The sequence below is a fragment of the Pedobacter gandavensis genome (assembly GCF_032678745.1).
Taxonomy (GTDB): domain Bacteria; phylum Bacteroidota; class Bacteroidia; order Sphingobacteriales; family Sphingobacteriaceae; genus Pedobacter; species Pedobacter gandavensis_C.
This window is the reverse complement of the sequence record NZ_JAVTST010000001.1, coordinates 1,409,872-1,433,140: the sequence shown is the minus strand read 5'-3', so window position 1 is coordinate 1,433,140 and position 23,269 is coordinate 1,409,872. Positions and strand designations below refer to the sequence as shown.

Annotated in this window: 19 protein-coding genes; 13 read left to right on the top strand and 6 right to left on the bottom strand. The window is 40.8% G+C overall.

Annotated elements, in window-relative coordinates:
• Positions 1–49 precede the first annotated feature (49 nt).
• Positions 50–421 carry a VOC family protein gene (locus R2S10_RS05820; RefSeq protein ID WP_316839504.1) on the bottom strand — a complete coding sequence of 124 codons (372 nt, stop codon included), beginning with the start codon at positions 419–421 and terminating at the stop codon, positions 50–52.
• 708 nt (positions 422–1,129) lie between these two features.
• On the opposite strand from R2S10_RS05820, the gene R2S10_RS05815 reads away from it, so the two are divergent.
• From R2S10_RS05815 to R2S10_RS05800, 4 genes are all read left to right on the top strand, one after another.
• Positions 1,130–1,702 carry an RNA polymerase sigma-70 factor gene (locus R2S10_RS05815; RefSeq protein WP_316839503.1) on the top strand — a complete coding sequence of 191 codons (573 nt, stop codon included), beginning with the start codon at positions 1,130–1,132 and terminating at the stop codon, positions 1,700–1,702.
• A 110-nt stretch (positions 1,703–1,812) separates the two neighbouring features.
• On the top strand, positions 1,813–2,922 hold the full coding sequence (locus tag R2S10_RS05810; protein WP_316839502.1) for a FecR family protein: 1,110 nt from the start codon (positions 1,813–1,815) through the stop codon (positions 2,920–2,922).
• A gap of 220 nt (positions 2,923–3,142) precedes the next feature.
• Positions 3,143–6,556: a TonB-dependent receptor gene (locus R2S10_RS05805; RefSeq protein WP_316839501.1), complete on the top strand. Its 3,414-nt coding sequence runs from the start codon at positions 3,143–3,145 to the stop codon at positions 6,554–6,556.
• Between the two features lie 6 nt (positions 6,557–6,562).
• Complete coding sequence (locus R2S10_RS05800; protein ID WP_316839500.1) at positions 6,563–8,575, top strand: RagB/SusD family nutrient uptake outer membrane protein; 2,013 nt, start codon at positions 6,563–6,565, stop codon at positions 8,573–8,575.
• Between the two features lie 106 nt (positions 8,576–8,681).
• Here R2S10_RS05800 and R2S10_RS05795 read toward each other — a convergent pair whose 3' ends face one another.
• Positions 8,682–9,848: an NAD(P)/FAD-dependent oxidoreductase gene (locus R2S10_RS05795; protein WP_316839499.1), complete on the bottom strand. Its 1,167-nt coding sequence runs from the start codon at positions 9,846–9,848 to the stop codon at positions 8,682–8,684.
• A gap of 89 nt (positions 9,849–9,937) precedes the next feature.
• Between R2S10_RS05795 and R2S10_RS05790 the strand changes: the two genes are divergently transcribed.
• On the top strand, positions 9,938–10,903 hold the full coding sequence (locus R2S10_RS05790) for an AraC family transcriptional regulator (protein ID WP_316839498.1): 966 nt from the start codon (positions 9,938–9,940) through the stop codon (positions 10,901–10,903).
• A 114-nt stretch (positions 10,904–11,017) separates the two neighbouring features.
• Positions 11,018–11,881, top strand: coding sequence for a DMT family transporter (locus tag R2S10_RS05785; RefSeq protein WP_316839497.1), 864 nt, complete (start codon positions 11,018–11,020; stop codon positions 11,879–11,881).
• Positions 11,882–11,943: 62 nt separating this feature from the next.
• On the opposite strand, the gene R2S10_RS05780 is transcribed toward R2S10_RS05785, so the two are convergent.
• Both R2S10_RS05780 and R2S10_RS05775 read right to left on the bottom strand, forming a co-directional pair.
• On the bottom strand, positions 11,944–12,375 hold the full coding sequence (locus R2S10_RS05780; protein ID WP_316839496.1) for a hypothetical protein: 432 nt from the start codon (positions 12,373–12,375) through the stop codon (positions 11,944–11,946).
• Positions 12,376–12,542: 167 nt separating this feature from the next.
• A complete protein-coding gene (locus R2S10_RS05775) occupies positions 12,543–12,995 on the bottom strand; it encodes an SRPBCC domain-containing protein (protein ID WP_316839495.1) in 453 nt (150 codons plus the stop codon).
• 145 nt (positions 12,996–13,140) lie between these two features.
• Between R2S10_RS05775 and R2S10_RS05770 the strand changes: the two genes are divergently transcribed.
• Positions 13,141–13,968 (top strand): glycoside hydrolase family 16 protein, encoded by an 828-nt coding sequence (locus tag R2S10_RS05770; RefSeq protein ID WP_316839494.1) that lies wholly within the window; start codon positions 13,141–13,143, stop codon positions 13,966–13,968.
• Between the two features lie 74 nt (positions 13,969–14,042).
• Positions 14,043–14,744, top strand: a complete 702-nt coding sequence (locus R2S10_RS05765; RefSeq protein ID WP_316839493.1) for a DUF2461 domain-containing protein — start codon at positions 14,043–14,045, stop codon at positions 14,742–14,744.
• On the opposite strand, the gene R2S10_RS05760 is transcribed toward R2S10_RS05765, so the two are convergent.
• Entirely contained in the window at positions 14,725–15,159 is a 435-nt protein-coding gene (locus tag R2S10_RS05760; RefSeq protein ID WP_316839492.1) for a hypothetical protein, read from the bottom strand. The two genes, R2S10_RS05765 and R2S10_RS05760, sit on opposite strands and share 20 nt — an antisense overlap.
• 55 nt (positions 15,160–15,214) lie before the next feature.
• Positions 15,215–16,045, bottom strand: a complete 831-nt coding sequence (locus R2S10_RS05755; RefSeq protein WP_316839491.1) for a siderophore-interacting protein — start codon at positions 16,043–16,045, stop codon at positions 15,215–15,217.
• Between the two features lie 169 nt (positions 16,046–16,214).
• Here R2S10_RS05755 and R2S10_RS05750 point away from each other — a divergent pair, with 169 nt between their 5' ends.
• The 5 genes from R2S10_RS05750 to R2S10_RS05730 all read left to right on the top strand — a co-directional run bounded on the left by R2S10_RS05750 (position 16,215) and on the right by R2S10_RS05730 (position 23,254).
• Positions 16,215–17,195, top strand: a complete 981-nt coding sequence (locus tag R2S10_RS05750; RefSeq protein WP_316839490.1) for an AraC family transcriptional regulator — start codon at positions 16,215–16,217, stop codon at positions 17,193–17,195.
• 45 nt (positions 17,196–17,240) lie between these two features.
• Entirely contained in the window at positions 17,241–17,591 is a 351-nt protein-coding gene (locus R2S10_RS05745; RefSeq protein ID WP_316839489.1) for an MmcQ/YjbR family DNA-binding protein, read from the top strand.
• 180 nt (positions 17,592–17,771) lie between these two features.
• Positions 17,772–18,335, top strand: coding sequence for an RNA polymerase sigma-70 factor (locus R2S10_RS05740; protein ID WP_316839488.1), 564 nt, complete (start codon positions 17,772–17,774; stop codon positions 18,333–18,335).
• 67 nt (positions 18,336–18,402) lie between these two features.
• The gene (locus R2S10_RS05735; protein ID WP_316839487.1) at positions 18,403–19,536 is read left to right on the top strand and encodes a FecR family protein; all 1,134 of its coding nucleotides are present in this window, start codon (positions 18,403–18,405) and stop codon (positions 19,534–19,536) included.
• A 241-nt stretch (positions 19,537–19,777) separates the two neighbouring features.
• Positions 19,778–23,254 carry a TonB-dependent receptor gene (locus R2S10_RS05730; RefSeq protein ID WP_316839486.1) on the top strand — a complete coding sequence of 1,159 codons (3,477 nt, stop codon included), beginning with the start codon at positions 19,778–19,780 and terminating at the stop codon, positions 23,252–23,254.
• Positions 23,255–23,269 lie beyond the last annotated feature (15 nt).

Here is a 23,269-nt window from a genome sequence, read left to right as displayed (position 1 = left end):
GTGCATACAGGTTGCAGGACGCTGTGTTCTGTAACCCGTATCCTTTTATCTAAACATGCTGGTCGAAAAGAATAGGATTCCCATCCGGATCAATCACAATCAGACTCGCAGGTCCAGAGGTGTTCTCATCAGCTTCAGTTTCCAGTTTAAGTCCTGCGCTTTTCAAATGTTGTTGAATCACTCTGATGTCATCAAACGAATCCAGTAAATTCGCGTTTTCATCCCAGCCGGGATTAAAAGTGATCATGTTCTTTTGGAACATTCCCTGAAACAAGCCAATCAAAGCATTCCCATTTTTCATAATGAGGTAATTCTGATCCAGGTGGCCAGCAAAAACACTGAACCCAAGATTTTCATAAAACTGTTTGGAGACTTTAATGTCTTTCACATTCAGACTGATTGAGCAAGCACCTAATTTCATAGCTTATTTTTTAAGGTTAATGGTTGTTAACTGCCAGGTATAGCATGGTTTCTGTTTAAAATACTAAATATTTTCTCATTAACATCTAGAATTTGATTAGTCTATTCCTGAAATAGAAGAGCACTTCATCTTTTTGCCAAATTATGGCCGGAAATAAGAAGGAATTAGCAAGGGTATAGTAAGGGAATAGTAAGGGGTTGGTATGTAGTTGCCATACTATTGCGATGTTGTTGGGATATGGTTGGTATATTCCTGAATATACCAACTACATAGCAACTACATCGCAACAACATCCCAACCCCCTGTTATACCCTTACTAAATAGCCGCTATATAGCCATTGTATTACTCCGTGTCTTACGCTGAAATTACTTGACGTTTAATTTTATTTTCCTGAAAGGGACCTTTGAAGGAAATTGATTTTTTTTGACCACTCCTCAATATGTCTTCTGAAAAAAAATATTTGCTCGCCTTTTGGGAATGGTTTATTCGGAATGAATTTAATATGTTATACAATAAATTGCTTTTTTAACAGCTATTCTTATTTTATTGCATTCTATTCCTGTATTTAAGAAGCCTGGTAAAGGAAGTTGTTTTATTTCTTTAAGCTAAATTCCAATGATTAGGACTGTTTTATTAAGTTTTTTACTGCTTTAACTAAGAATTGTGATCTGCTTGATTATTATATATATTCGCTTTATATAATCATTATGTCATACAATATAATCGATAGCGATCAGGAACTATTGCAGCAAATCTCTGAGGGGAGTAAGAAGGCATATGTGCTTATATACCAGAAGTATCATCGCTTGCTGTTTCTTTATGCTTACCGGAAATTAAACAATCAGGAGGAAGCGGAGGATGTGGTTCAGGAAGTGTTCATTTCCTTCTGGAATAAACGTCAAACCTTAAGCCCAGAAGTCTCTATTGCTGGTTACTTGTATCGTGCGGTTCGCAACCGGGCATTAAATATTTTTGCACATCGGGAGATTGAAACAAAATACCTCGATTCTTTAGATGAATTTTTAGGGCACAATTATGAAAGTGCCGATAGTCTGATCCGTGAGCGTCAGATCGCTGCATTGATTGCAGAAGAAATAGACAGACTTCCTGCAAAGATGCGTGAGATTTTTGAACTGAGCAGAAAAGGCCATTTATCCTATAAAGAGATCTCTTTAGAATTGAATATCTCAGAGCATACTGTAGCTACACAGATCAAAAGAGCGCTGAAAATATTACGCGGCAAACTGGGGGCTTGTGTTTTTTTACATTTTTTTTTCTAGGCTGTACCTTGAGGTCAGGACTTACCTGTTAATGGTTATGAAGACGCAGCAGACATCATCATTTAACAATGATTTTTTTGCAGTGCTCCTAAGATTTTGACCATTACCTTATGAGGGCTAAAGAGCTATTAGAAAAATATCGTGCGAACCAGTGTACTGAAGAAGAGCGTATTCAACTTCAGAATTGGTTTCATCAGTTGGATCTGGAAAAGGAAGTGGGTTTAAGCCTTCATGATCTGGATCAGATAGAAGCGCGGATGTGGGCGGCCATTGAGAAAGAAACAAGTCCTAAGAAAATTAAATTGTGGCCATCAATCGCTGCTGCGGCAGTACTGGTTATAGGAGTTGGGATAGGTTTGTATGTAAATCAGCAGGCTAAGTCTACAGAAATAGCAAGCATTGCATTCCAGGACATTCCTCCTGGTGGAAATAAAGCCTTTTTAATCCTTGCCAATGGTGAGCGAATTTCCTTAACAGATGCAAAAAATGGGAATGTTGCAAAACAATCAGGCATTACGATCACAAAAACAGCGGATGGTCAATTGGTATATGCCATCAAAAACACTGCTGAGGCCATTAGCGATTTAACCAATACCATTGAGACTCCGGTAGGTGGGCAATATCAGGTGGCCCTTCCCGATGGAACGATGGTGACTTTAAACACAGCCTCCTCTATTACTTTTCCAACTTCTTTTTATGCTAAAAAGGAACGTTGCGTCAGTTTAAAAGGAGAGGCCTATTTTGAAGTCGCCAAAAATAAAAACCAGCCTTTTAAAGTGACTACCCCTTTACAGGAGGTTGCCGTTTTAGGAACCCATTTTAATATCAACGCTTATGCCGATGAAGATTATACTTTAACCACCTTATTAGAAGGAAGCATCAAGGTGATGAAGGCAGATAAATCTGCGAAATACCTTGTTCCTGGAGAGCAGTCGGCCATAAATGAAGCACAGTTTACTGTAGCAACAGTAGATGTAGAAAGTGCGGTATCCTGGCAGAATGGAAATTTCACATTTGAGAATGAATCCGTGGAAGCGGTGATGCGAAAAATCGCAAGGTGGTACGATATCGAAGTGATTTATAAAGGCGATTTCAGCAATATCAAATTATTAGGTTCAGTTTCCCGTAAAAAGAAGCTTTCAGAAGTCCTACGGGTAATTCAGCTGAGCCGAAAAGTCAAATTTAAGGTCGAAGGAAGGAGGGTCACTGTTATGCCATAAATCTACGCATACACCTGACTCTGTCAAAGAACCGAAAGCGCGGGAACGCTTTCGGCTGAAATAGCTGGGTTATGGTTTCCATCGAATCTTTTAAGCAATCAACTAAACCGGAAATAGGAGCAAAGCCCCTGTTTCATTAAACCAACTAACCAAATGTATGAATTTTTGTAATATAAGTTCGTCCTGGAATTCCAGTGTCGTAACTAGGATAATACGCACTATGAAACTGATTATCTTATTGGTCACCACAGCCATCTTACAAGTCAGTGCGGCAGGATATGCCCAGAAAAATATTACGCTTAACCTCCGTAATTCCTCTTTAGAAAATGTATTGAAAGCCCTCCGCAAACAGAGCGGCTATGACCTTGTTGTCGTTTCCAATACACTCGCCAAAGCCGCTCCGGTAAACATCTCTGTTGATAAAGTCTCCCTTAGCGAAGCCTTGAGGATTTGTTTTCAAAATCAACCTTTTGAATATTCAATTGATACAGAAACGATTGTTGTTCAGGAGAAAACAGCAGCAACCGGCAAAATGAAAGCTGCATTTTCCTATAAAATATCCGGGGAAGTGCGGGATGAATTGTCAAACCCAATTCCTGGCGTAAACGTGGTAGTATCACATGGTATACGTAAAACAAGCACCAATAACCAGGGTAAATACAGCATTGAAGTAGAGCCAACAGATACGCTGGAGTTTTCTTATATCGGTTATAAGAAACAATTGATTGCAGTGCGCAATAGAATGGACCTCAATGTGGTCCTGGAACCTACTCAGGGAAGTCTCGATGAGGTATTGGTAGTCGGGTACGGCAAGCAAAAAAGTTCACAATTGGTAAGTTCGATCTCTACGATCAAGGGGGAACAACTACAACTGCCGGGCAGAAGTTTACAGAATGGCTTAGCCGGACAGGTTGCCGGTTTGTTCGCCGTTCAACGAAGTGGAGAGCCTGGATATGACAATGCTGAAATCTGGATTCGCGGAATCAGTTCTTTTGCAGGAGGAACAGGAGCATTAGTGCTGGTAGATGGAGTACCTAGAAAAATCTCAGACATCAGTCCGGAAGAGGTAGAAACTTTTACCATTTTGAAAGATGCATCCGCTACCGCGATTTATGGTGCTGAGGGTGCAAATGGGGTGATCCTGGTTACTTCTAAAAGAGGGAAAAACCAGAAAACCTCGATCGATTTCAGAGCAGATTATAATGTGAATCAGCCGACAAGAACTATCGATTTTTTGGGCTCTGCAGATTTTCTTCGCCTTTATAATGAAGCGAAATGGAATACAGAGGGCAACCCGAATATGACTTCTTTTATCCCATATAAAACAGAAGCTGAAATCGCTAAATATGCGAGTGGCGAGGATCGGGATTTATACCCGAGTACGAATTGGATGGATCTGCTGAAAAAAGATGCGATGAGTCAGCGCTATGCCCTGAATTTCCGTGGTGGCGGTGATAAACTGCGTTTTTTTGTGGCTACTTCTTATTATACGGAAGAAGGGTTGTTTAAATCTAATCCTGTAGATGCCAATGAGTTCGCGAAGAAGCCAAAATACAATACCAATATCGGTTTGGATCGTTATAACCTAAGGTCTAATGTTGATCTGGATATTACCAAAAACACGCTTTTACGTGTAGACATGAGCGGTCAGTACCTGACTACAAATTATCCGGGGACAGGGACAGCAACCATATTTTCCAATATGATGCGCAGTGCCCCTCATCTGATCCCGATGATCTACTCTAATAACTATCCATCCAGATATAGTGCTGCAGCTGGATATGAAAATCCTTACAATCAATTGAATTTTTCTGGCTACGCAAAAGAATACCGCGTGGCTTTACAAACGAATGTGGGACTAGAGCAAAAACTGCCGTTTTTACCTGGTTTAATGGTAAAAGGAAGTGTGAGTTTTGATGCTGATTTTCTTTCTAAAGTAAATAGAACACGTACCCCAAGTCAGTATCTGGCTACAGGAAGGAATGAGAATGGCGATTTGGAATTCAGAAAAATTGTAAACGGTTTAAATACCGCAACGGAAGCTTCAGGAGGAGGTTTTGCAGAAGGAAATAAACGGATTTACCTGGAGACCTCATTGAATTATAACCGTTCTTTTTCTGAAGATCATTCCGTATCAGGCTTATTGTTATACATGCAAAAGGAAAGTCAGATCCAAAACGATCCTTACTTATTTAAAAAACAAGGTATTGTTGGACGCGGTAGCTATGGCTATAAAGACAAATACTTTTTTGATGCCAGTTTCGGTTTCACTGGAAGTGAAAACTTTGCCGCAGGAAACAGATTTGGATTCTTTCCAGCACTGGGATTAGGTTATACCATCTCCAATGAAAAAGGATTGAAAAGTATGTTTACCGCAATAGGTGTAGAGCGCTTAAAGTTAAGGCTATCGATAGGGCGTGCAGGAAATGACCGGATTTCTGATGTCAGGTTCCCTTATAAAGAATCTCTGACCTGGTCTTCGGAAAACACGAATCTCGGGATGACTTCCGGTGGAGGAACAAACAACACAGGGAGTATGATTTATGAGAATAAAGCTTTTAACCCAAACATCAGCTGGGAGATTGAAGAGAAAAGAAACATAGGAATTGACTTGCTTGCATTCCATGGGGCACTTGATTTCACCATAGATTATTTTAACAACAGAAGACACGATATCCTTTTACAAAGAAATACCGTAAATCAGGTGGCTGGTTTCATGAATAATCCTTTTCAGAATTTCGGGGTAGTAACGAATAAAGGGATTGATGCCAGCATCAATGCCAACAGAAAGTTCGGAGAACTGGGTGTAAGTGTAAGAGGAACTTTTACTTATGCGCACAATAAAATCATTGAAATGGATGAAATTCCAAGGGTCAATGCCTATCAGAATTCAACAGGAACGAGTATCGGTCAGGTGGATGCATGGGTAGCAGAACGTTTGTATACCGACAATGATTTTGATATCACCAGTAATCCTGTGAACGGAGCGAAATCATATGTGCTAAAATCAGGTCTGCCATTGCCGAAATTCGGTCCGGTTTATCCTGGAAATATCAAGTATGTAGATTTAAATAATGATGGGGTAGTTGACGACAATGACTGGACTAAAACTCCTCCGAATGCGAAAACAGGAAATCCTGAGATCATTTACGGATTTGGTGTCAACTTCAATTATAAAGGTTTTTATGCGAGTGCCTTTTTTCAGGGTGTGGGAAATACCAGTGTGTATTTAGAGCCTTCTTTAACGATGCCTTTTATAGGAGTCGATCCGATGACCACCTCGGCAAAGAGTTTCTCAACAGACCGTTGGTCGGTAGAAAATCCTAATCCTTCGGCAATGCTGCCACGTTTACAATTGAACAATACCAATTTAAACGACAACCGCAGAAGCACCTGGTTCCTGAGAAGTGGTAGCTTTTTGAGGTTCAAGAATATGGAGTTTGGTTATGCTTTCAATAAGAAGCAATTGGAGAAATTGGGTATTCAGGGTTTAAGGGTGTATGCACTCGGACAAAATTTAGGCATTCTTTGGGATGATGTTAAGTTTTATGACCCTGAACAAGGAAATGCTTCCTCGGGATTGAGATATCCTATTCAGCGCACAATAAATTTCGGAGTAGAATTAAAGTTTTAAAAAGTCATGAGAAAATATACTTATCTAATATTGTTCGTAGAGATATTAACCCTACTTACTTTCAGTTCCTGCAAAAAATACCTGGATGTTAGCGATGACTTCTCTGAGTCGGATAGTAAGGGATTTATCTTTACCAATCCTGGTCAGTCCAGAAGGTTTCAGCGTTACATTTATAAGGCGATGCCAGATTATTCGGACTATTCTGCCGCAAGCTCCAATGCCAACGGATTGGGAAATCCATGGGCGGCGATGAGCGATGAGCTTAAAAACAATGCAAATGGCGTACTCAGGAATATCGTTACACAGGGCTATACCGCTAACACTGCGCCTGGTAATACCTTCCACCGCTGGCAAACTTTGTATAAAGTGATCCGTCAGGCTACTATTTATATTGATTCAGGAAGGGTAATTGGTGCGCAAGGCGATCCTGATTTTATTGATGAAGTAGAATTAAGGCAATTGAAAGCAGAGGCTTATTTTTTCAGAGCCTATTCACATTACCTGTTGTTTGAACAGTATGGGCCGATTCCAATCATGACTACAGAAGCCGATCCTACAGATCCAAACGTAGATTATTTCAGGAATTCTGTAGATGAAGTGGTGGCGGCAATAGATGCGGATTTATTAAAAGCCAAAGAGGATTTATCAGAAAACAGGTTCTCGAATGCTTTTGCCAGTGGTTTTGATGAGAATAAACTAGCCATCCCAACTAAGGGTGTTGCCCTGGCAGTCCGTGCGAAACTTTGGATGTATGCAGCCTCACCATTATACAATGGAGGCTATTCGGAGGCTTTGTCATTGACAAATAGCGATGGAAAGAAATTGTTTCCTGCAAAAGACCAGAATAAATGGGTAAAGGCGAAGGATGCAGTTAAAGATTTTATTGACTTCTCCAATGCGGGTAATTTTGAGCTGTATTATAGTGCCACTGCAAACAATCCGCACCTAAATATTTATGAGCTGTTTCAGCGGTATAACAAGGAAATTATCTGGGCCAATTCTATTCAGAGTTTTGCTGCGGTAGAAGCCAATCAAACGCCAAGAGATATTACCGTTACCGCAGGAGGGAGTATGGGAGCCAATCTTGGGGTCACTCAGGAAATGGTGGATGCTTTCTTTACCAAAGATGGATTGGATATCCGTGATGCAGGTTCTCAATATACGGAGACCGGGTTTTCTAATGTCCAAAATCCAGCTACCCGATTTGTAAAAAGTGGAAATACCGTAATCATGACGGATGCAAATATTTCCAATATGTACGCCAACAGGGAGCCTCGTTTCTATGCTTCAGTTACCTATCAGGGGAAAAGCTGGCACGATGTAGTTTCCAATGCGGCTTTACAAGGGACTACTGCTGCGACTTCAAAAGCCACAAAAGTATTGTTTGCGAGAGATGTCCCTTCTTCTACTAATCCTTTACCGGGTTACGGTGGGATTGCAAATAATGACAACCGTACCGGCGGATTTCCAAGCACAGGATATTTGTGTTATAAACGCAGTAACAGAACAATTCACCCAACGGTTGGAGCAGGGATCAGATCGGTATTCAGACCATCGATTATATTCCGTCTGGCGGATTTTTATTTACTGTATGCGGAAGCATTGAATGAGGTAGATCCGGGAAATCCTGAAATCATCACTTACCTGGATAAGGTGAGGACAAGAGCCGGTATTCCAGGATACCTGGCTATGCAGAGCAGTGGCACTAAAACTGGTGTGGTTGGCCAGTATGCAGCACAGGCAAAAGCAATCAGACAAGAGCGTCAGGTGGAATTATTTACAGAAGGACAACGGTATTTCGATGTGCGTAGGTGGATGATTGCCGATAAACCGGAAGGTCGCCAGGGAGGTGTTTTTCATGGGATGAACATGGATGGCAAAGCGGATGACCTGAGTTTTTATCAGCGCAATGATTATGACCGCGCTCCAAGGTTGTTTTCACGTTCTATGTATTTGTACCCAATTCCTTTGAGTCAGATGACGGTAAGCAAGAAACTAGTTCAGAATCCTGGATGGTAAGCTTTTCCTATAACAGCTGATTTTTAGCATGCGGAAGCTGGTATCAAATTTTTCAAATGAAAGCTTTTGATACCAGCTTTTTTATTGTGGAAAGAATAGTTTGTCTCTAATGGCCGATTAATTCGACTAAATAAGGCAATGCATTTTCAGCATGTAAAGCCTTGGTTTGTTCCAGCGTAAAAGCAGTAACCTCCGCAGAACGTTTACACATCTGTTGCTCAAAAGCAGCGATGGCTTCCTGTAGCGTTTTAAATCTGGGATCCATCAGGTATTCCGACAATTCCAGTGCATCCAGTATGGCCATATTTACGCCTTCACCGGCATATGGAGGCATGAGGTGAGCAGCATCACCAATCATGGTTACATTTGACTGTGCTATCCAACTTTGGTCTAAGGGGAAATGATGCATGACTCTCGGTACCAGGTACATTTCATCGCTGGCAAAAAGTTCCTGCCAGCTTGGATTCCAGTCGCCAAAGCATTCTTTAAACCAGTTCAATACACTGTTCTTATTGCTGAAGTCAATCCCGCTTTCTTCGATCCAGTTTTCTGATGTTTTTAATCCTGCGTAAAAGGAAAGGGAGCCATCGCCTTTGGCACTTAGAATAATAGATTTCTCTTTACCAAGGGCGAATATCTTTCCAGCCTGTACCAGAAGATTTAACTGTGGCGCGTTCTGATCAGCATGGTATATATTGCCTTCTACCAGGCTTAGTCCAGAATAAACAGGTTTTATTGCAGTGATATAAGGTCTTACTTTTGAATTGGCGCCATCAGCTGCAATCACCAAATCGGCAGTAGCGGTTTTACCATTTTTGAAATGGAGCAACCATTGCTGGTTCTGTTGTTCCATGGATACGAATTGGCTGTCCCATTCTACAGTACTTTCTGCTAAGGAATTTGTCAATAAATCTCTTAATGGTCCGCGGTCTATTTCTGGCCTGAAATGGGGATGCCCAAACTCAGCTTCCTGCTTTTCATCATGGTCGCTGAATACGATATTGGCTTGTTCATCCATGAGCTTTAACCGATCTGCACCGGGGCGGTAATACTTCTTGAATGCTTCGATCAAGCCTGCAGCGGTTAAGGCCTTTAATCCAGATTCTTCATGTAAATCTAGTGTGGCACCTTGCTGGCGTTGGTTCTGATCGAGGTCGCGCTCGTAAACTTTTACAGTTGCGCCTTGTAATTGTAGCAGTCTGGCAAGTGTTAATCCGCCAGGTCCGCCTCCTATAATGGCTATCTTTTTATCTTTGATTAGGTTGTTATTCATTGTTTGTATTTTAAATCCATACAAAATTATCGAAGTATTAATGGGTAAAATAGCTACTTTTGACATAAAAATAGTCCTAAAAGGTATTTATGGTCTTCAAGTTCGACGGAAAACAAGGGATAGGATTTTTAGCTGCATTTGCGGAAGCAATAGGGGCCAGGGTTGAAGAAGGCTATGTGCATTTTCCAGCACATCTGGGAAAGGGTTATTTTAGGGGGCTGGACCTTCATCCCCAGTTAAAAATGATGATCCGCAGGTATGAGCTTTACGAAGACCTGGTGATCTCGCGTACTGCAATGGAGGCTGGAGAAAATACCATCGTCCTGGCTTTCCATAATTTTTATACGGAAGGGGAGTTGAAGACTGATCCGGGTAGTTCTCATTATTTGCCTTCGGTTCAGATGACTTCTGCTGGAATTAATTATGAGGATTTCTTTCCGAGGCATGCCAGGGTAAACACGCTGATCATCGCGATTCATGTTGAATTCCTAAAATCATTGCTTAAACCTAAGGATGACGATGATCTTTTGCAGACTATCTTTTCAAGCCAACAGGCCTTTTTGTACGAGACATTTATATCCCGGGAAATGCAAGAGGTAGTTCTAGCGGTGTTAAATGCTAAAGTGGCGCAAAGTTTATCGGATTTCTATTTCAGGGTAAAAGCAGAAGAGTTGGTTTATTTGTTTTTTGCGGAATTGCTGAAAAGAGGAACAACACCAACCTATCCAATTAATGAAGCCGATGTGAAGCTGATCTATGGGATTCGTGATGGTTTGATGAAGGATTTAAGTGTTCCACCAAAACTACCTGATCTGGCGGAAGCCAATGGTATGAGTGAGAGTAAAATGAAAAAGTTGTTCGTACAGATCTTTGGAACGAGTATTTACAATTATTACCAGAGCCTTAGGATGAAAGCTGCAGCCAGGTTATTGTCGGAAAAAGGGCAGTCGGTAGCAGAGGTCGGCTATCAGCTTGGTTTTACCAACCTCAGTCATTTTTCTCGCCTATTTGAAAAGCATCATGGCCTGAAACCTAAGCAGTATTCAAAGCGCTAAATCCGATTACCAAGGAATCGTATTTTCTTTCCTGGAATATCTCTATATTTGCAGCGATTTTCTCTGAATTCCTCGAGAATTGGCTGTATAACAGCATATAAAGCAATAAAAAACATGAAGATTAAAGGGTATGCCCTGGCCGCCATTTCTGCAATTTCTTACGGATTAATTCCCTTATTCATATTACCCGTAAAAGCGAGTCACTTTTCACTGGATACTACTTTGTTTTACCGGTTCTTTATAGCCTCCTTATTTATTCTTGCTTACCTGATCTATAAGAAGGAAAGCCTTAAAGTAAAGCGCTCGGAATTTATGATTCTGGCCTTACTGGGACTTTTCTATGCACTTTCTGCAGAGTTTCTTTTTCTTGGATATGATTATTTGTCGCCGGGAATTGCTTCAACAATACTCTTCGTCTATCCGGTTATTGTGGCCCTCATCATGACGTTTTTCTTCAAAGAGAAAATTACAGCCCTCACCGTACTTTCATTGGTCGTCACTATTGCAGGTATTATTGCTTTAAGTGCTAAAAATGGGGTTCTTGATATCAATTTGCCAGGACTCTTGATTACACTTGGCAGTGCAACATGTTATGCCTTGTATATGGTGGTAGTCAATAAAGCAAAGATCGCCGCTTCGGGCTTTAAAATCACCTTTTATTCCCTGGTGTTTTCTTCCGTTTTTTATCTCGTAAAAACCTTGCTAATGAAAGAGTCATTGGTCTTGCCTAGCCTGGAGATTTTCTTTGATTTTGCGGCCTTTGCTTTTGTAACTACCGTGCTTTCTATGACTGCCCTGATCTATGCAATTAAAAGTATTGGATCTATGCCGACTTCAATTCTGGGTGCATTGGAACCTGTGGTTGCCGTTGCTACAAGCGTGGTATTGTTTAATGAAAACCTAAGCCTGGGTTTAGTAGTTGGAATTGCTTTAATTCTGACTGGCGTATTGATCAACATTATTTCAGAAAGCGCTTAATCAGCCTTAGCTATTCACAAAGGATGATTAAGCACTATACGTTGTTCGACGATTTAATGGTCTTATGCGTATTCTGTATAGATAAATAGTTCTAGTAAAGCAGAGGTGGTTTGGATTTCAGCAGTAGTGTAAACAGTTGAACCATTATTGTCAATGATGGCACCACCACCTATTGGGCTTGAAAATCTCATTTCGACACTTCCCCAACCACCCCAGGTATATGCTGGCCCTCCCTGAGTGGTAATTTCAAAAATATAGTTTCCAGCTGCGATCTCTTGTCCTGCAATTAGCGCAGCTTCGTTGAAGTCATACACCACTACACCTGCACTGTTTTTGATTTTTAGACGGGTTATTTTCGCGCTACCCGCTGCCATATCCTGGTATTTTAAAACGACAACATTAGCAGGTTTAACTACTTCTGTTGGAATAAATGGCTTTGAGTTAGAAGAGAAACTGCAAAGAATAATGCTTAATAATACTAAAATTTTCCTCATGACTTTTTGATTTATGGTTTAAGTTGTTTTATACAATATAACAATTATTATATTTAGTTTAATTTAAACAATTATTGATGATTGTATGACTCAAGAGGAGTAATAGCTTCTTTATTAGTGTTTTGTGTGGAAAAGTGGATTTGTTGTTGTCTCTGGCCAGTATGCGTTCATTTATTTTCTTTTAAGTTAGGTTGCCCTTTGCCAGTAGTGATCAGGCTGTATAAGCTATCCTGGATATAATGAGTCCAGGATTCGAAACAGATCTGGTAACATTCATAACTTGGTGCCAATCCCCAATGTGTAAACTTAATCTCCGTTTGATTGTCCTTAATGGAAATTTCAAAAGAGATTTTATTACCAGTCCATTCCTTAGCATCTTCCGTGAAATTAAAATAGTTTTCAAGGACTTTCCAGACAACCCGTTCCTCCGGAACAACTTCAATCAACTTCATTTTACAACGATGAATGTCCTGATAATGATAAGTAAACTCATCATTTAATCTTTCTGTACCTCCTTCAATTTCTTGTGACCACCATCCACGAACATTAGTGATGGCTTCGAATGCCTCAGCAGGTGTCTGCTCTACCAGTATGGTAGTGGTAAAATTGTGATTACTCATGGTTTTAATTGTTTTTAAATTTGATATTATTGGGCTACTCTAATTTACTGATCTTATCCATTAGCAATGGTGTGTATTCAGGACTTTGCAAAGGGGTAATCAGGACAGGGATGATTGATGTCAAAAGAGAAAATAACGATTAATTATGAATAAATACTTACTAATGATCTGCTGTGCGGCTGTGTTATGTGCTTCTTGCAGTGTATTGCCTTATCAGAAAACAGAGCAGTATATCTATTTACAAAAAGCGAAAACGGGAAAGCCGAACTGGAAAATGATCTGGAAAGATGATTTTAATGGAACAGTGATTGATACGCTTAAATGGACCAAAATTCCGAAAGGGGGAGCAGATTGGAATAAACACATGAGCAGCGATCCGGCCTGTTATGCACAGAAGGATGGGAAACTCTACCTGAAAGGAATTAAAAATCCGGATACCTTAGCAGATGCAAGACCATTTCTAACGGGAGGGTTGTATACCAAAGGAAAATTCGCTTATCAGTACGGAAAAATTGAAATCCATGCAAAGCTGGAATGTGCGCAGGGTGCATGGCCGGCCATGTGGATGTTGGCAGAGAAGAATAAATACGGTAAGTATCCTAATAACGGAGAAATCGATATCATGGAACACCTGAACAGGGATTCGATCATATATCAGACCACACATTCTCATTATACCCTCAATTTGAAACAAAAAGAGAATCCTCCACATGGCGGTACCGCAAAAATTGACATCAGTAAATACAATACTTTCGGCTTGGAATGGTATCCGGATAGATTGGTGTTTACCTTGAATGGGCTAGAGACTTTTCGGTACCCAAGGGTTGCTGGTGTCGACCCTAGTCAGTGGCCATATGATCAGCCCTTTTACGTGATGATTGATCAGCAGTTAGGAGGGAGCTGGGTTGGAAAAGTAAACACAGATCAATTGCCAGTTCAAATGATTGTAGATTGGGTTAAAGTTTATCAATAGCCCATGACATAGACTGGCAGGTTTTTACATCCAGATGAAGATTAATTTTTAACAGCTCGTATATTTGAACTTATATGGCACAGTCAACTACAAAACCAGCGCAAATATTCCCATCCAACTTTACTTTTTTAAACAAGCTAAAACAGCATAACGACCGGGATTGGTTCAATGCCAATAAGGAGGAATTCCTAAAGGAACAGGATCTGGTAACTGCTTTTGCAGAGGGTTTATTGCAGGACATGAATACGCATGATGTCATTGAAAACCCTTCAGGAGCCAAAAGCATTTATCGAATCTATAGAGATACCCGCTTCTCTAAAGACAAAACCCCTTATAAAACGCATTGGAGTGGTAGCTTTAAGCGGGCTGGTAAAAACCGTAGAGGTGGCTATTATTTCCATATTGAACCAGGTAATAGCTTCATTGGGGGAGGCTTCTGGGGTCCAAATGCCGGCGACCTGAAGCTGATCAGAGAAGATATTTCTTTTGATGCCACACCACTGAGAAAGATCTTAAATAGTAATTCCTTCGTTGCTACATTTGAAAGTTTAAAAGGAGAGCAATTAAAAACCACGCCTAAAGGCTTCGATGCGAATGATGAGGCGATTGAGCTGTTGCGTTATAAGCAGTATTTGCTGCTTCGTCGCTTTTCAGATGAAGAGGTTTTAAGCGTAGATTTTCTAAAAGAGGCAGGGCAGACCTTTAAAAATATGCGTCCCTTTCTGGACTATATGAGCGAAGTTTTGTCGACAGATATTAATGGTTTGAGCGCATAAAACTTATTTGATAATATTTCTTGCCGTCGTTATAGCTCGTCCTTCCATGAGGCCTAATTGATTCGCCAGCATTGAGCGTTTTCTGATCCACCTGTAGGTTTAAATACTTCAGCTTTGTAGGCAGATAATAAGTGATGCTGCTGGTGTTTCCCGAATCGGTATAATGGATGAACAGGTATTCCTGCGCATTTTTGTTATGGTATAAATAAAGAGAACCACCTTGTTTCTTAGGTCCACCGTAGACCTCCGAAAAGCCTTTTTTCTTTAAGATTCCAGTATGCGCTGTGCCTGGAGAGTCCCAAAACGTAAATATACCGGGATATTTAAAGGTTTGTGCCATAATTTTTTGTGGCAGAAATGCGAAAAGGCAGAGTGCTAAGTAAGGGATATAGCTTTTAAAACTGGGTTTCTTCATGGTGTTTAAAGGTAAGCACTCTGCTGTTCAATTAAAACATAGGATTGTTTTTTGCTTATCGGGGATCGGCGATGGAGTCTTTTTCCTGATGCCTTTCCTTACTTGATTTATCTTCTGCAGTGCCGGATTTCCAGTAGGAATAAGCATACAGCTCGTTTTGTTTCCAGTTTTGCTCTTTTCTAAGGTAGGCTCGTATGGCCTTTACGGAAGAAAATTCTGCGGCTACATAAGCGAATCTCGAATTTTCAGGAAGCAATTGCTGCTTTACCGTGTTTATTAAATTGTTAGACAAGCTGAGTTCCGAATGGTGTAACCAGATAAAGCGAATATCGGCTCTGGTTTGCAGCACTTGCTCATCGCTTTGATCATGAACCTCGATGATACAAACTCCTTTTGCGCTGGCCGGAAGATCCTCCAATATTGCCCCTAGTACGGGTATGGCGGTGGCATCACCAACGAGGAGATAATGGTCTGCAGCGGGATAAAGTTCGGATTTCCCATCACGCATCAATACTCCTAATGGGTCGCCTGGTTTTGCATGTATTGCCCAGGCAGATGCTGGTCCCTCATCTCCATGTGCGACAAAATCAATCCATATTTCCTGCTGATCCAGGTTTATACCACGATGAGTATAAGTCCGAATTGCAGGCCTGACGGCTTCATCGGGTTGGATCCATTCCATTTTCTCGGCATCAAGTTCAGGAAAATAGATTTTGTTTATGCCCGAAGGCGGAATCATGATCTTGTTGTTTACGCCAATTGTTGTATTGTTAAACCGCTTTATTCCCTCCCCGGTTAGGTACACCCTGATGTAATGAGGGCTAAGGTATTCTTTACGGGAAACTGTTAGCTCGGCTTGTATGGTTTTTAATTCTTCCTGACTCATCTTAAAATTACTTTAATTTTCTGATTTGGAATGAAGCTACATTTACTTGTGTAGATTCATTCTAAATAATACTTACATTTGCGAAGGTATAGCTTTCATCGGATCCTGAACCTACGTGTAATGGATTAAAAAAGCCGTTGAAAGGAATAATTAAATCAAAATAGAACTTATGACCCTCAGCCTGTACTCAACCGACCTTCCCGAATTGATCTTAAAAAGAACTTATCCTGAGGCTTATGATGTGAAAGCAGTCGGAATGGAGGAGCATTGTTTCGAGCTGGACAATGCACTGGGGAAGGGTTTTTATAAAGAAACTTATTTTGAAGGCGTACACATTGGCTACGGAGATATTGCTTTAGCAAACAAGACATTGATTCATTATAAGAGTGATTTTGAAACGGTGGAAATGCATTTCACCTTAAGTGGAAGGAGTGCTGCGCGATCAAAAGACCTAAATGGGGAGATCAGCTTCGAAGCACAGCAACATAACATCATTTATGTAAATGGGATGGATGGAAAAATGGAATGGTCGGATAAGGAGCTTAAAGTGTTTGAAGTCAACTTATCCCCATCTTTTTTCAAGAAATACCTACCTGAAGATTCTCAGCTTTTCAGACAATTTAAAAAAGCAATGGACAAAGGTTATTCCAGTTTACTGCGACCAGATCATAACCTGATCAACCTACAGATGCATCAAATTATCAAGGAAATGATTCATTGTGACCGTAAAGGAGCCTTTAAAAAGATGTTTTTAGAAGCTAAAGTAATCGAATTGTTATTGCTGCAATTGGAACAGTTGAGCGAAAAAGATGCATTGTCGGCCAGTCTTAAGAAATCAGATATAGAAAAGATTTATGCAGTCAGGGAGTTTATCCTGACCAATTTAACGCATACTTGTTCCCTGATCGACCTATCACATAAGGTAGGGACAAATGAGTTTACCCTGAAAAAGGGATTTAAGGAACTCTTTGGAACCACAGTATTCGGCTTTTGGAATGACCTGAAAATGGCTGAAGCCATGAAAATGCTTCAACAACAAGGAATGAAAATCAATGAGGTTTCTGATGCGATTGGATATAAGAACCCACAGCATTTTTCTGCCGCTTTTAAACGAAAATTTGGCGTGGTACCAAGCAGTGTAAAGCAATAATTTCCTTTTGTAAGCACCTGCTTATTATTTACATTTGGAATTAATATGAATATAGAAGAATTGCGTGATTACTGCTTACAGAAGCCGGGATCCACAGAAGGTTTTCCTTTTGGTGAGGATACGCTGGTCTTTAAAGTAGGAGAGAAGGTTTTTTTACTCTGTAGCCTGATTACAGGTAATCGCTTTAATGCCAAATGTGATCCGGAACGTGCCATAGAATGGCGGGAACAATATGAAGAGATCATACCAGGTTATCATATGAATAAAAAGCACTGGAATACGGTGTACATGGATGGACGTTTAACGATGCGGCAATTGCAGGAGTTGATCGATGATTCCTATGATTTGGTATTCAAAAGTTTAGCTAAGAAAAAACAGGAAGAAATTATAGGTTAACCCTTAGTAGGAAAAATTACGCATACGTTTGATATGGGCATTGCAAACGTATGCGCAACTTTTTTTGCTGAGACTCCATTCTTTTTACCTGATTATTTTGTTACAATTGTGAGGGAACACATTTAATACAGACCTGTGCTAGGGGCGGGGATGCTTTAGAATTTAAGAATGGGGAGTATCATGAATAGGTATCATAGTTTTACCGATCTGGAATTGACTGGCTTACTGGAGAATGGGGACCATGCCGCCTTTACAGAGATCTATAACCGGTACTGGAAAAAACTCTTCCTGGTTGCCGCGCATAAAATCAAGGAGCTCGAAGAGGCCGAAGAGATTGTGCAGCATATTTTCGTTTCCCTCTGGAATAGGAGAGCAACTTTAAAAATTACTTCCAGTTTATCTGCCTACCTCTCTGTTTCTGTAAAATATAGAGTGATTAAAGCGCTGGATAAACAATATCATCAACAAAAATATACCGATAGTTTAGGAATGAAAGGAATTGCCGATGATTCTACTCAGGAATGGCTTGACTTTTTAGAACTCAAAGGATGTCTGGAGAAGCTTGTTGCGGGCTTACCAGAAAAATGCAGACTGGTTTACCGAATGAGTAAGGAGCAAGGGCTATCCCAGAAGAAAATTGCGGAAGGCCTGGGAATATCTGAAAAAACGGTTGAAGCTCATTTAGGAAAAGCGATGAAAACTTTGCGTGCAGGGCTAAATCAATTTATGATAACCTTGTTATAAATATATTTTTCAGCAGACTAAGGGATTTGTGTTTTACAGGAGACCTCTAGATATAGCCCTATCATAAATGGACGACTCTAGAGAAAACAAACGGTATCAGGAACTAGCTGCAAAGTGGCTGGATAAAACAATTACAGCAACAGAAGCTATTGAATTTGCCGATTGGTACAATAGGGATCAGGAGCTTGAACTGGAAATTCCCGAATCGTTTGCGGCCAATGAGGAGCAGCATAAAAGCAGGATGTTCAACCACATCCAGCAACACATTCAGCAACAAAAACAACCGTCTTTTTTAACTCGTTACCGTATCGCGATAGCTGCAATGTTATTGGTCAGTCTTTCTGCAGGACTATGGTTCTACAGTACGCAACAAAGCCCCGCAACCAATTTCGCACATGAAGACATTTTACCTGGTAGCAATAAAGCTTTTCTGACGCTTGCAGATGGAACAAAACTTTCACTAACAGATCAAAAAGCAGGAAAACTAATAGAGCAGGCCGGCGTTAAAATCACTAAAGGGAAAAATGCCGAGTTAATTTATACTGTGTTGCCTTCCTCCGGAAATAAACTGGAATATAACACCATCAGCACCCCCAGGGCAGGTCAATATCAAGTGAACTTACCTGACGGAACGAAGGTCTGGCTAAATGCCGCAACTTCGCTCCGCTTTCCGACGAATTTCGCAACCAGTCGGGAACGCCGCGTAGAACTGACTGGTGAAGCCTATTTTGAAGTGGCTAAAGATCCTAAAAAAGCATTTATAGTACGCTCAGCGGAACAGGAAGTCCGGGTGTTTGGAACCCATTTTAACATCAATAGTTACCCGGACGAACAAAATATATTCACCACCTTATTAGAGGGCAGTGTGAGTGTAAATGGAACCCTACTGAAACCTGATCAGCAATCTGTTCTAAACGCTGGGAACATGAAGATCCTTCCTGCAGATATTGAAAATGTAATGGCCTGGAAAATGGGGTTTTTCAGGTTCGATGAAGAATCTTTGGAAAGCATCATGAAAAAAGTGTCCAGATGGTACGATGTAGAAGTAGAATTTAAAGACGCTGAGCTTAAGGAACTGGAGTTTGGAGGGATCGTTAGCAGGTCAGAAAAGATTTCTAAAGTACTCCGGATGCTGGAACTCAGTACCTCAATGAGCTTTAAACTGGAAGATCAAAAGGTCATTATAAAGCATAAAAAATAAGCATCAAATCGCATTAACTAAATATAAAACCAAACTAAACCAAGTATGAAAAGAATAGAAAAAGACCCTTAAATCCCTACAGCTGTCAGATTTCAGGATCATAAAAATCAGGAGCGTTAAAACGCCCCTGACTCCATGTTCTGCGATCAAGAAAACAATTTATTCAAAACTTTCTTAAATCCTTCTCCGATTGCCCGAAACCTTCGAAAGCTGTGGCAATCAGATGATAAAGAACAACCAAATGTATAAAAATTACACTAAAAGTCTTGGTGTGCCTTTCGGCTGCGCCTTTAAGTTTCTGGTGAGTATAAAGTTAATCCTTTTCGTTTTATTCGCAACAGCCTTACAAGTAAGTGCAACGGGTTTTGCGCAAAAGGTGACCTACTCCAGAAAAAATGCTACACTTAAACAAGTGTTCAATGAAATCAATAAACAAACAGGATACAGCATAATCTGGTCGGCAAAAAAAGTAAAGAACACCAATACCGTAGATGCAAATTTCAAGAACGCCTCTTTAGAAACGGTACTGGATGTTTGTCTGAAAGACCTGCCTTTAGCCTACGTGATTGAAGATAAGATCGTAGTGATCAAAGGAAAGGAATCGGTCATTTCTCAAAAGCTAGACCAGATCCTCCGTTTCATCGAAGTAAGGGGAAAGGTATTGGATGAGAACGGTGGCCCATTGCCTGGTGCTTCAGTAAAAATAAAAGGAGCAAATAAAGGAGCAGTAACCGATGGAAACGGTGCATTTATCCTGGCGGATGTAGCAGAAAATTCGACGCTGGAAGTTTCCTTTATCGGTTATATTTCTCAGGAAATGAAAGCCTCTGCCCAGCCTATGGTGATTAAACTAATGGCCAAACCAAATGAACTGGAAGATGTAGTGGTGGTGGCCTATGGTAGTCAAAAGAGAACACGCCTGACGGGTGCCGTTGCACAGGTTTCAGGAAAAGACCTGGAAGATCGTCCGGTTACCAGGGTAACTCAGGCTTTACAAGGACAGGTGGCCAACCTGAACATCAATATCGGTGATGTAGGTGGATCTCCAAATGCCACACAGAAAGTCAACATTCGTGGTTATACTGGTCTTGGAACTACATCCTCCCCGTTGATCGTGATCGATGGTATTCAGGGTGGTGATATCAGTACGCTGAATCCTGATGATATAGAAACCATTTCTGTATTGAAAGATGCCGCATCAGCAGCTATCTATGGATCCAGTGCGCCTTTTGGAGTGATCCTGATTAAAACAAAACAAGGAACCAGAGGAAAAGCACCGAGCATCACCTATAACAACAACATTTCGATGAACAAAATCTTCAATTTGCCAACCATGGCAAACTCTCTGGATTTTGCAAATGTTTATAATACTGCTTTTGTTAATGCCGGACGTACGCCAATGTATGATGCTGCTACCATCCAGCGCATCAAAGATTACCAGGCGGGCATACTGACTACAGAAACCATTGTAGATCCGGATCCGAAAAAAAATAGTTATTTGTCATGGAATGCAGCGAACGGCAACAACGACTGGTTTAAAATCTATTATAAGGACCGTTCTTACAGTCAGCAGCACAACCTGAATGTGAACGGTGGTTCCGAATCTTCCAGCTATTTTATAGGTGCAGGATTTAACGACAGGAGTGGGATGTATAATTATGGAAACGATAAATACAAACGCTATAACCTGAGAGCCAACTTAACTACAGATGTAACCAAATGGTTAACCTTCAGCTTTAGAGGTAGTTTCTCCAGAGAGTTGTTCGATACGCCGAACTCCTATGCCGGACAAACTGGTGGTGGCGAAAGGGCTTATATGCACCAGATTGCCCGTAAATTTCCTACCGTACAATTGTACAATCCTGACGGACGAATTTCTGCGGAGAGTAATGTCCTGTTGCAAAAAGAAGGAGGAAGGGAAATGAGTACTAAAGATAAAGGCTTGTTAACCGGTGAGCTGAACCTGAAACTGGCTAAAGGATGGACGGCAACGGCAAACTATACTTTTGATGCCACCTATTTTGACAGGAATACTCATCTGAAAACCTTATACTCTTATTTACCTGATGGCTCACAATTGGCCATGGGAGGAACAACGCCAAATGCTTTTGGCCGTTATAACGAAAGAATTGAACACCGCGTGGTAAATGTTTTTTCTCAGTATGAGAAACAACTCAACGATCATTTTTTCAGTGTGTTGGGAGGATATGTGAATGATTTCAACGGTTTTCAGGCTTATGAAGCCAGCAACAACAACCTGTATTCAGATAACATCCCTTCGCTATCGACCTCTTATGGAACTACTCCTTCTATCGGGGATAGGGTGAGAAGATTGGGTTCAGAAGGAGCTTTTGGAAGATTCAACTACAATTACAAAGAAAAATACCTCCTGGAAGTAAGCGCCCGTTATGATGGAACTTCCCGCTTTTTATCAGATGTACGATGGAAAGCTTATCCTGGAATTTCTGTAGGATGGAATGTCGATAAAGAAGCTTTCTTTAATCCCCTGAAGAAATATGTGGATGGGCTGAAATTCCGTGCCTCTTACGGACAATTGGGAGATCAAATGTTTTTAGAAGATGATTACTATCCATTCTATCCGGCATTAGGAACTGCAACACCGAACAATACTTCCTGGCTTTTTGGAGGTGCCAGACAAGCAGCAGTTGGCGCACCTTTATTGGTCGACAATACACTGACCTGGGTGAGTACTGCTACCTATAACCTTGGAACTGATGTGGCCATGTTTGGCAACAAATTAAATGCTTCATTCGACTGGTATATCCGTAAAGCAAATGATGTAATGGGACCTGCGGCAGCATTACCGGCTATTTTAGGAACCAATCCACCAAGAATTAACAATTCTGCCATCGAAACCAAAGGCTGGGAATTAACATTGGGTTGGAGAGATCAGATTGGTAACGTAAAATATGGCCTGAAAGGGGTGTTGAGCGATTATAAAGCTAAAGTTGTTCGTTATCCTAATCCTACAGGAGATCTAGGAACCTGGTACCAGGGACAGCAAATGGGAGAGATCTGGGGATACCAGACCGCTGGTTTTTTCAAAACAGCAGAAGAGGTTGCCTCAGCGCCTTCACAAGCTAAAATTGATGGTAATTTATGGACACCTGGCGACATTCGTTATGTGGACCTGAATGGTGATGGTCAGATTGATCCAGGAACTACTACATTGAATAACCCTGGTGATCGTAAAGTGATTGGAAATAGTACGCCACGCTACAGCTATGGTTTAACAGCCGATGCAAACTGGAAGGGCTTTGATGCCATGATTTTTATTCAGGGTGTTGGCAAACGTGATGCCGCAATCGGAGGAAATTACTTCTGGGGTGTGGTAGGTGACGAATGGCAAAGTTCTCTGTTTACCACCCATCTGGACCGATGGTCAGCAGAAAATCCGAATGGATTTTATCCTAAAGCCTACATGAGCAGCCAGAATAATAAAAATACACAGGTGCAAAGCAAGTACCTTCAAAATGCTGCTTACATGAGAATTAAGAACGTTCAGTTAGGCTATACCTTGAAGAAGGAATTGTTAGATCGCTTTAAAATCAGCAAGCTGAGGTTTTATATCAGCATAGAAAACCTGGCTACATTTACCAAATTCACTAAGGCACTCGATCCGGAACTTACTTTGAATGAAGGGAAAGTATATCCACTTCAAAGAAGTTATTCGGCTGGTTTGAGTCTGACATTTTAATCCTACCTGTAATGA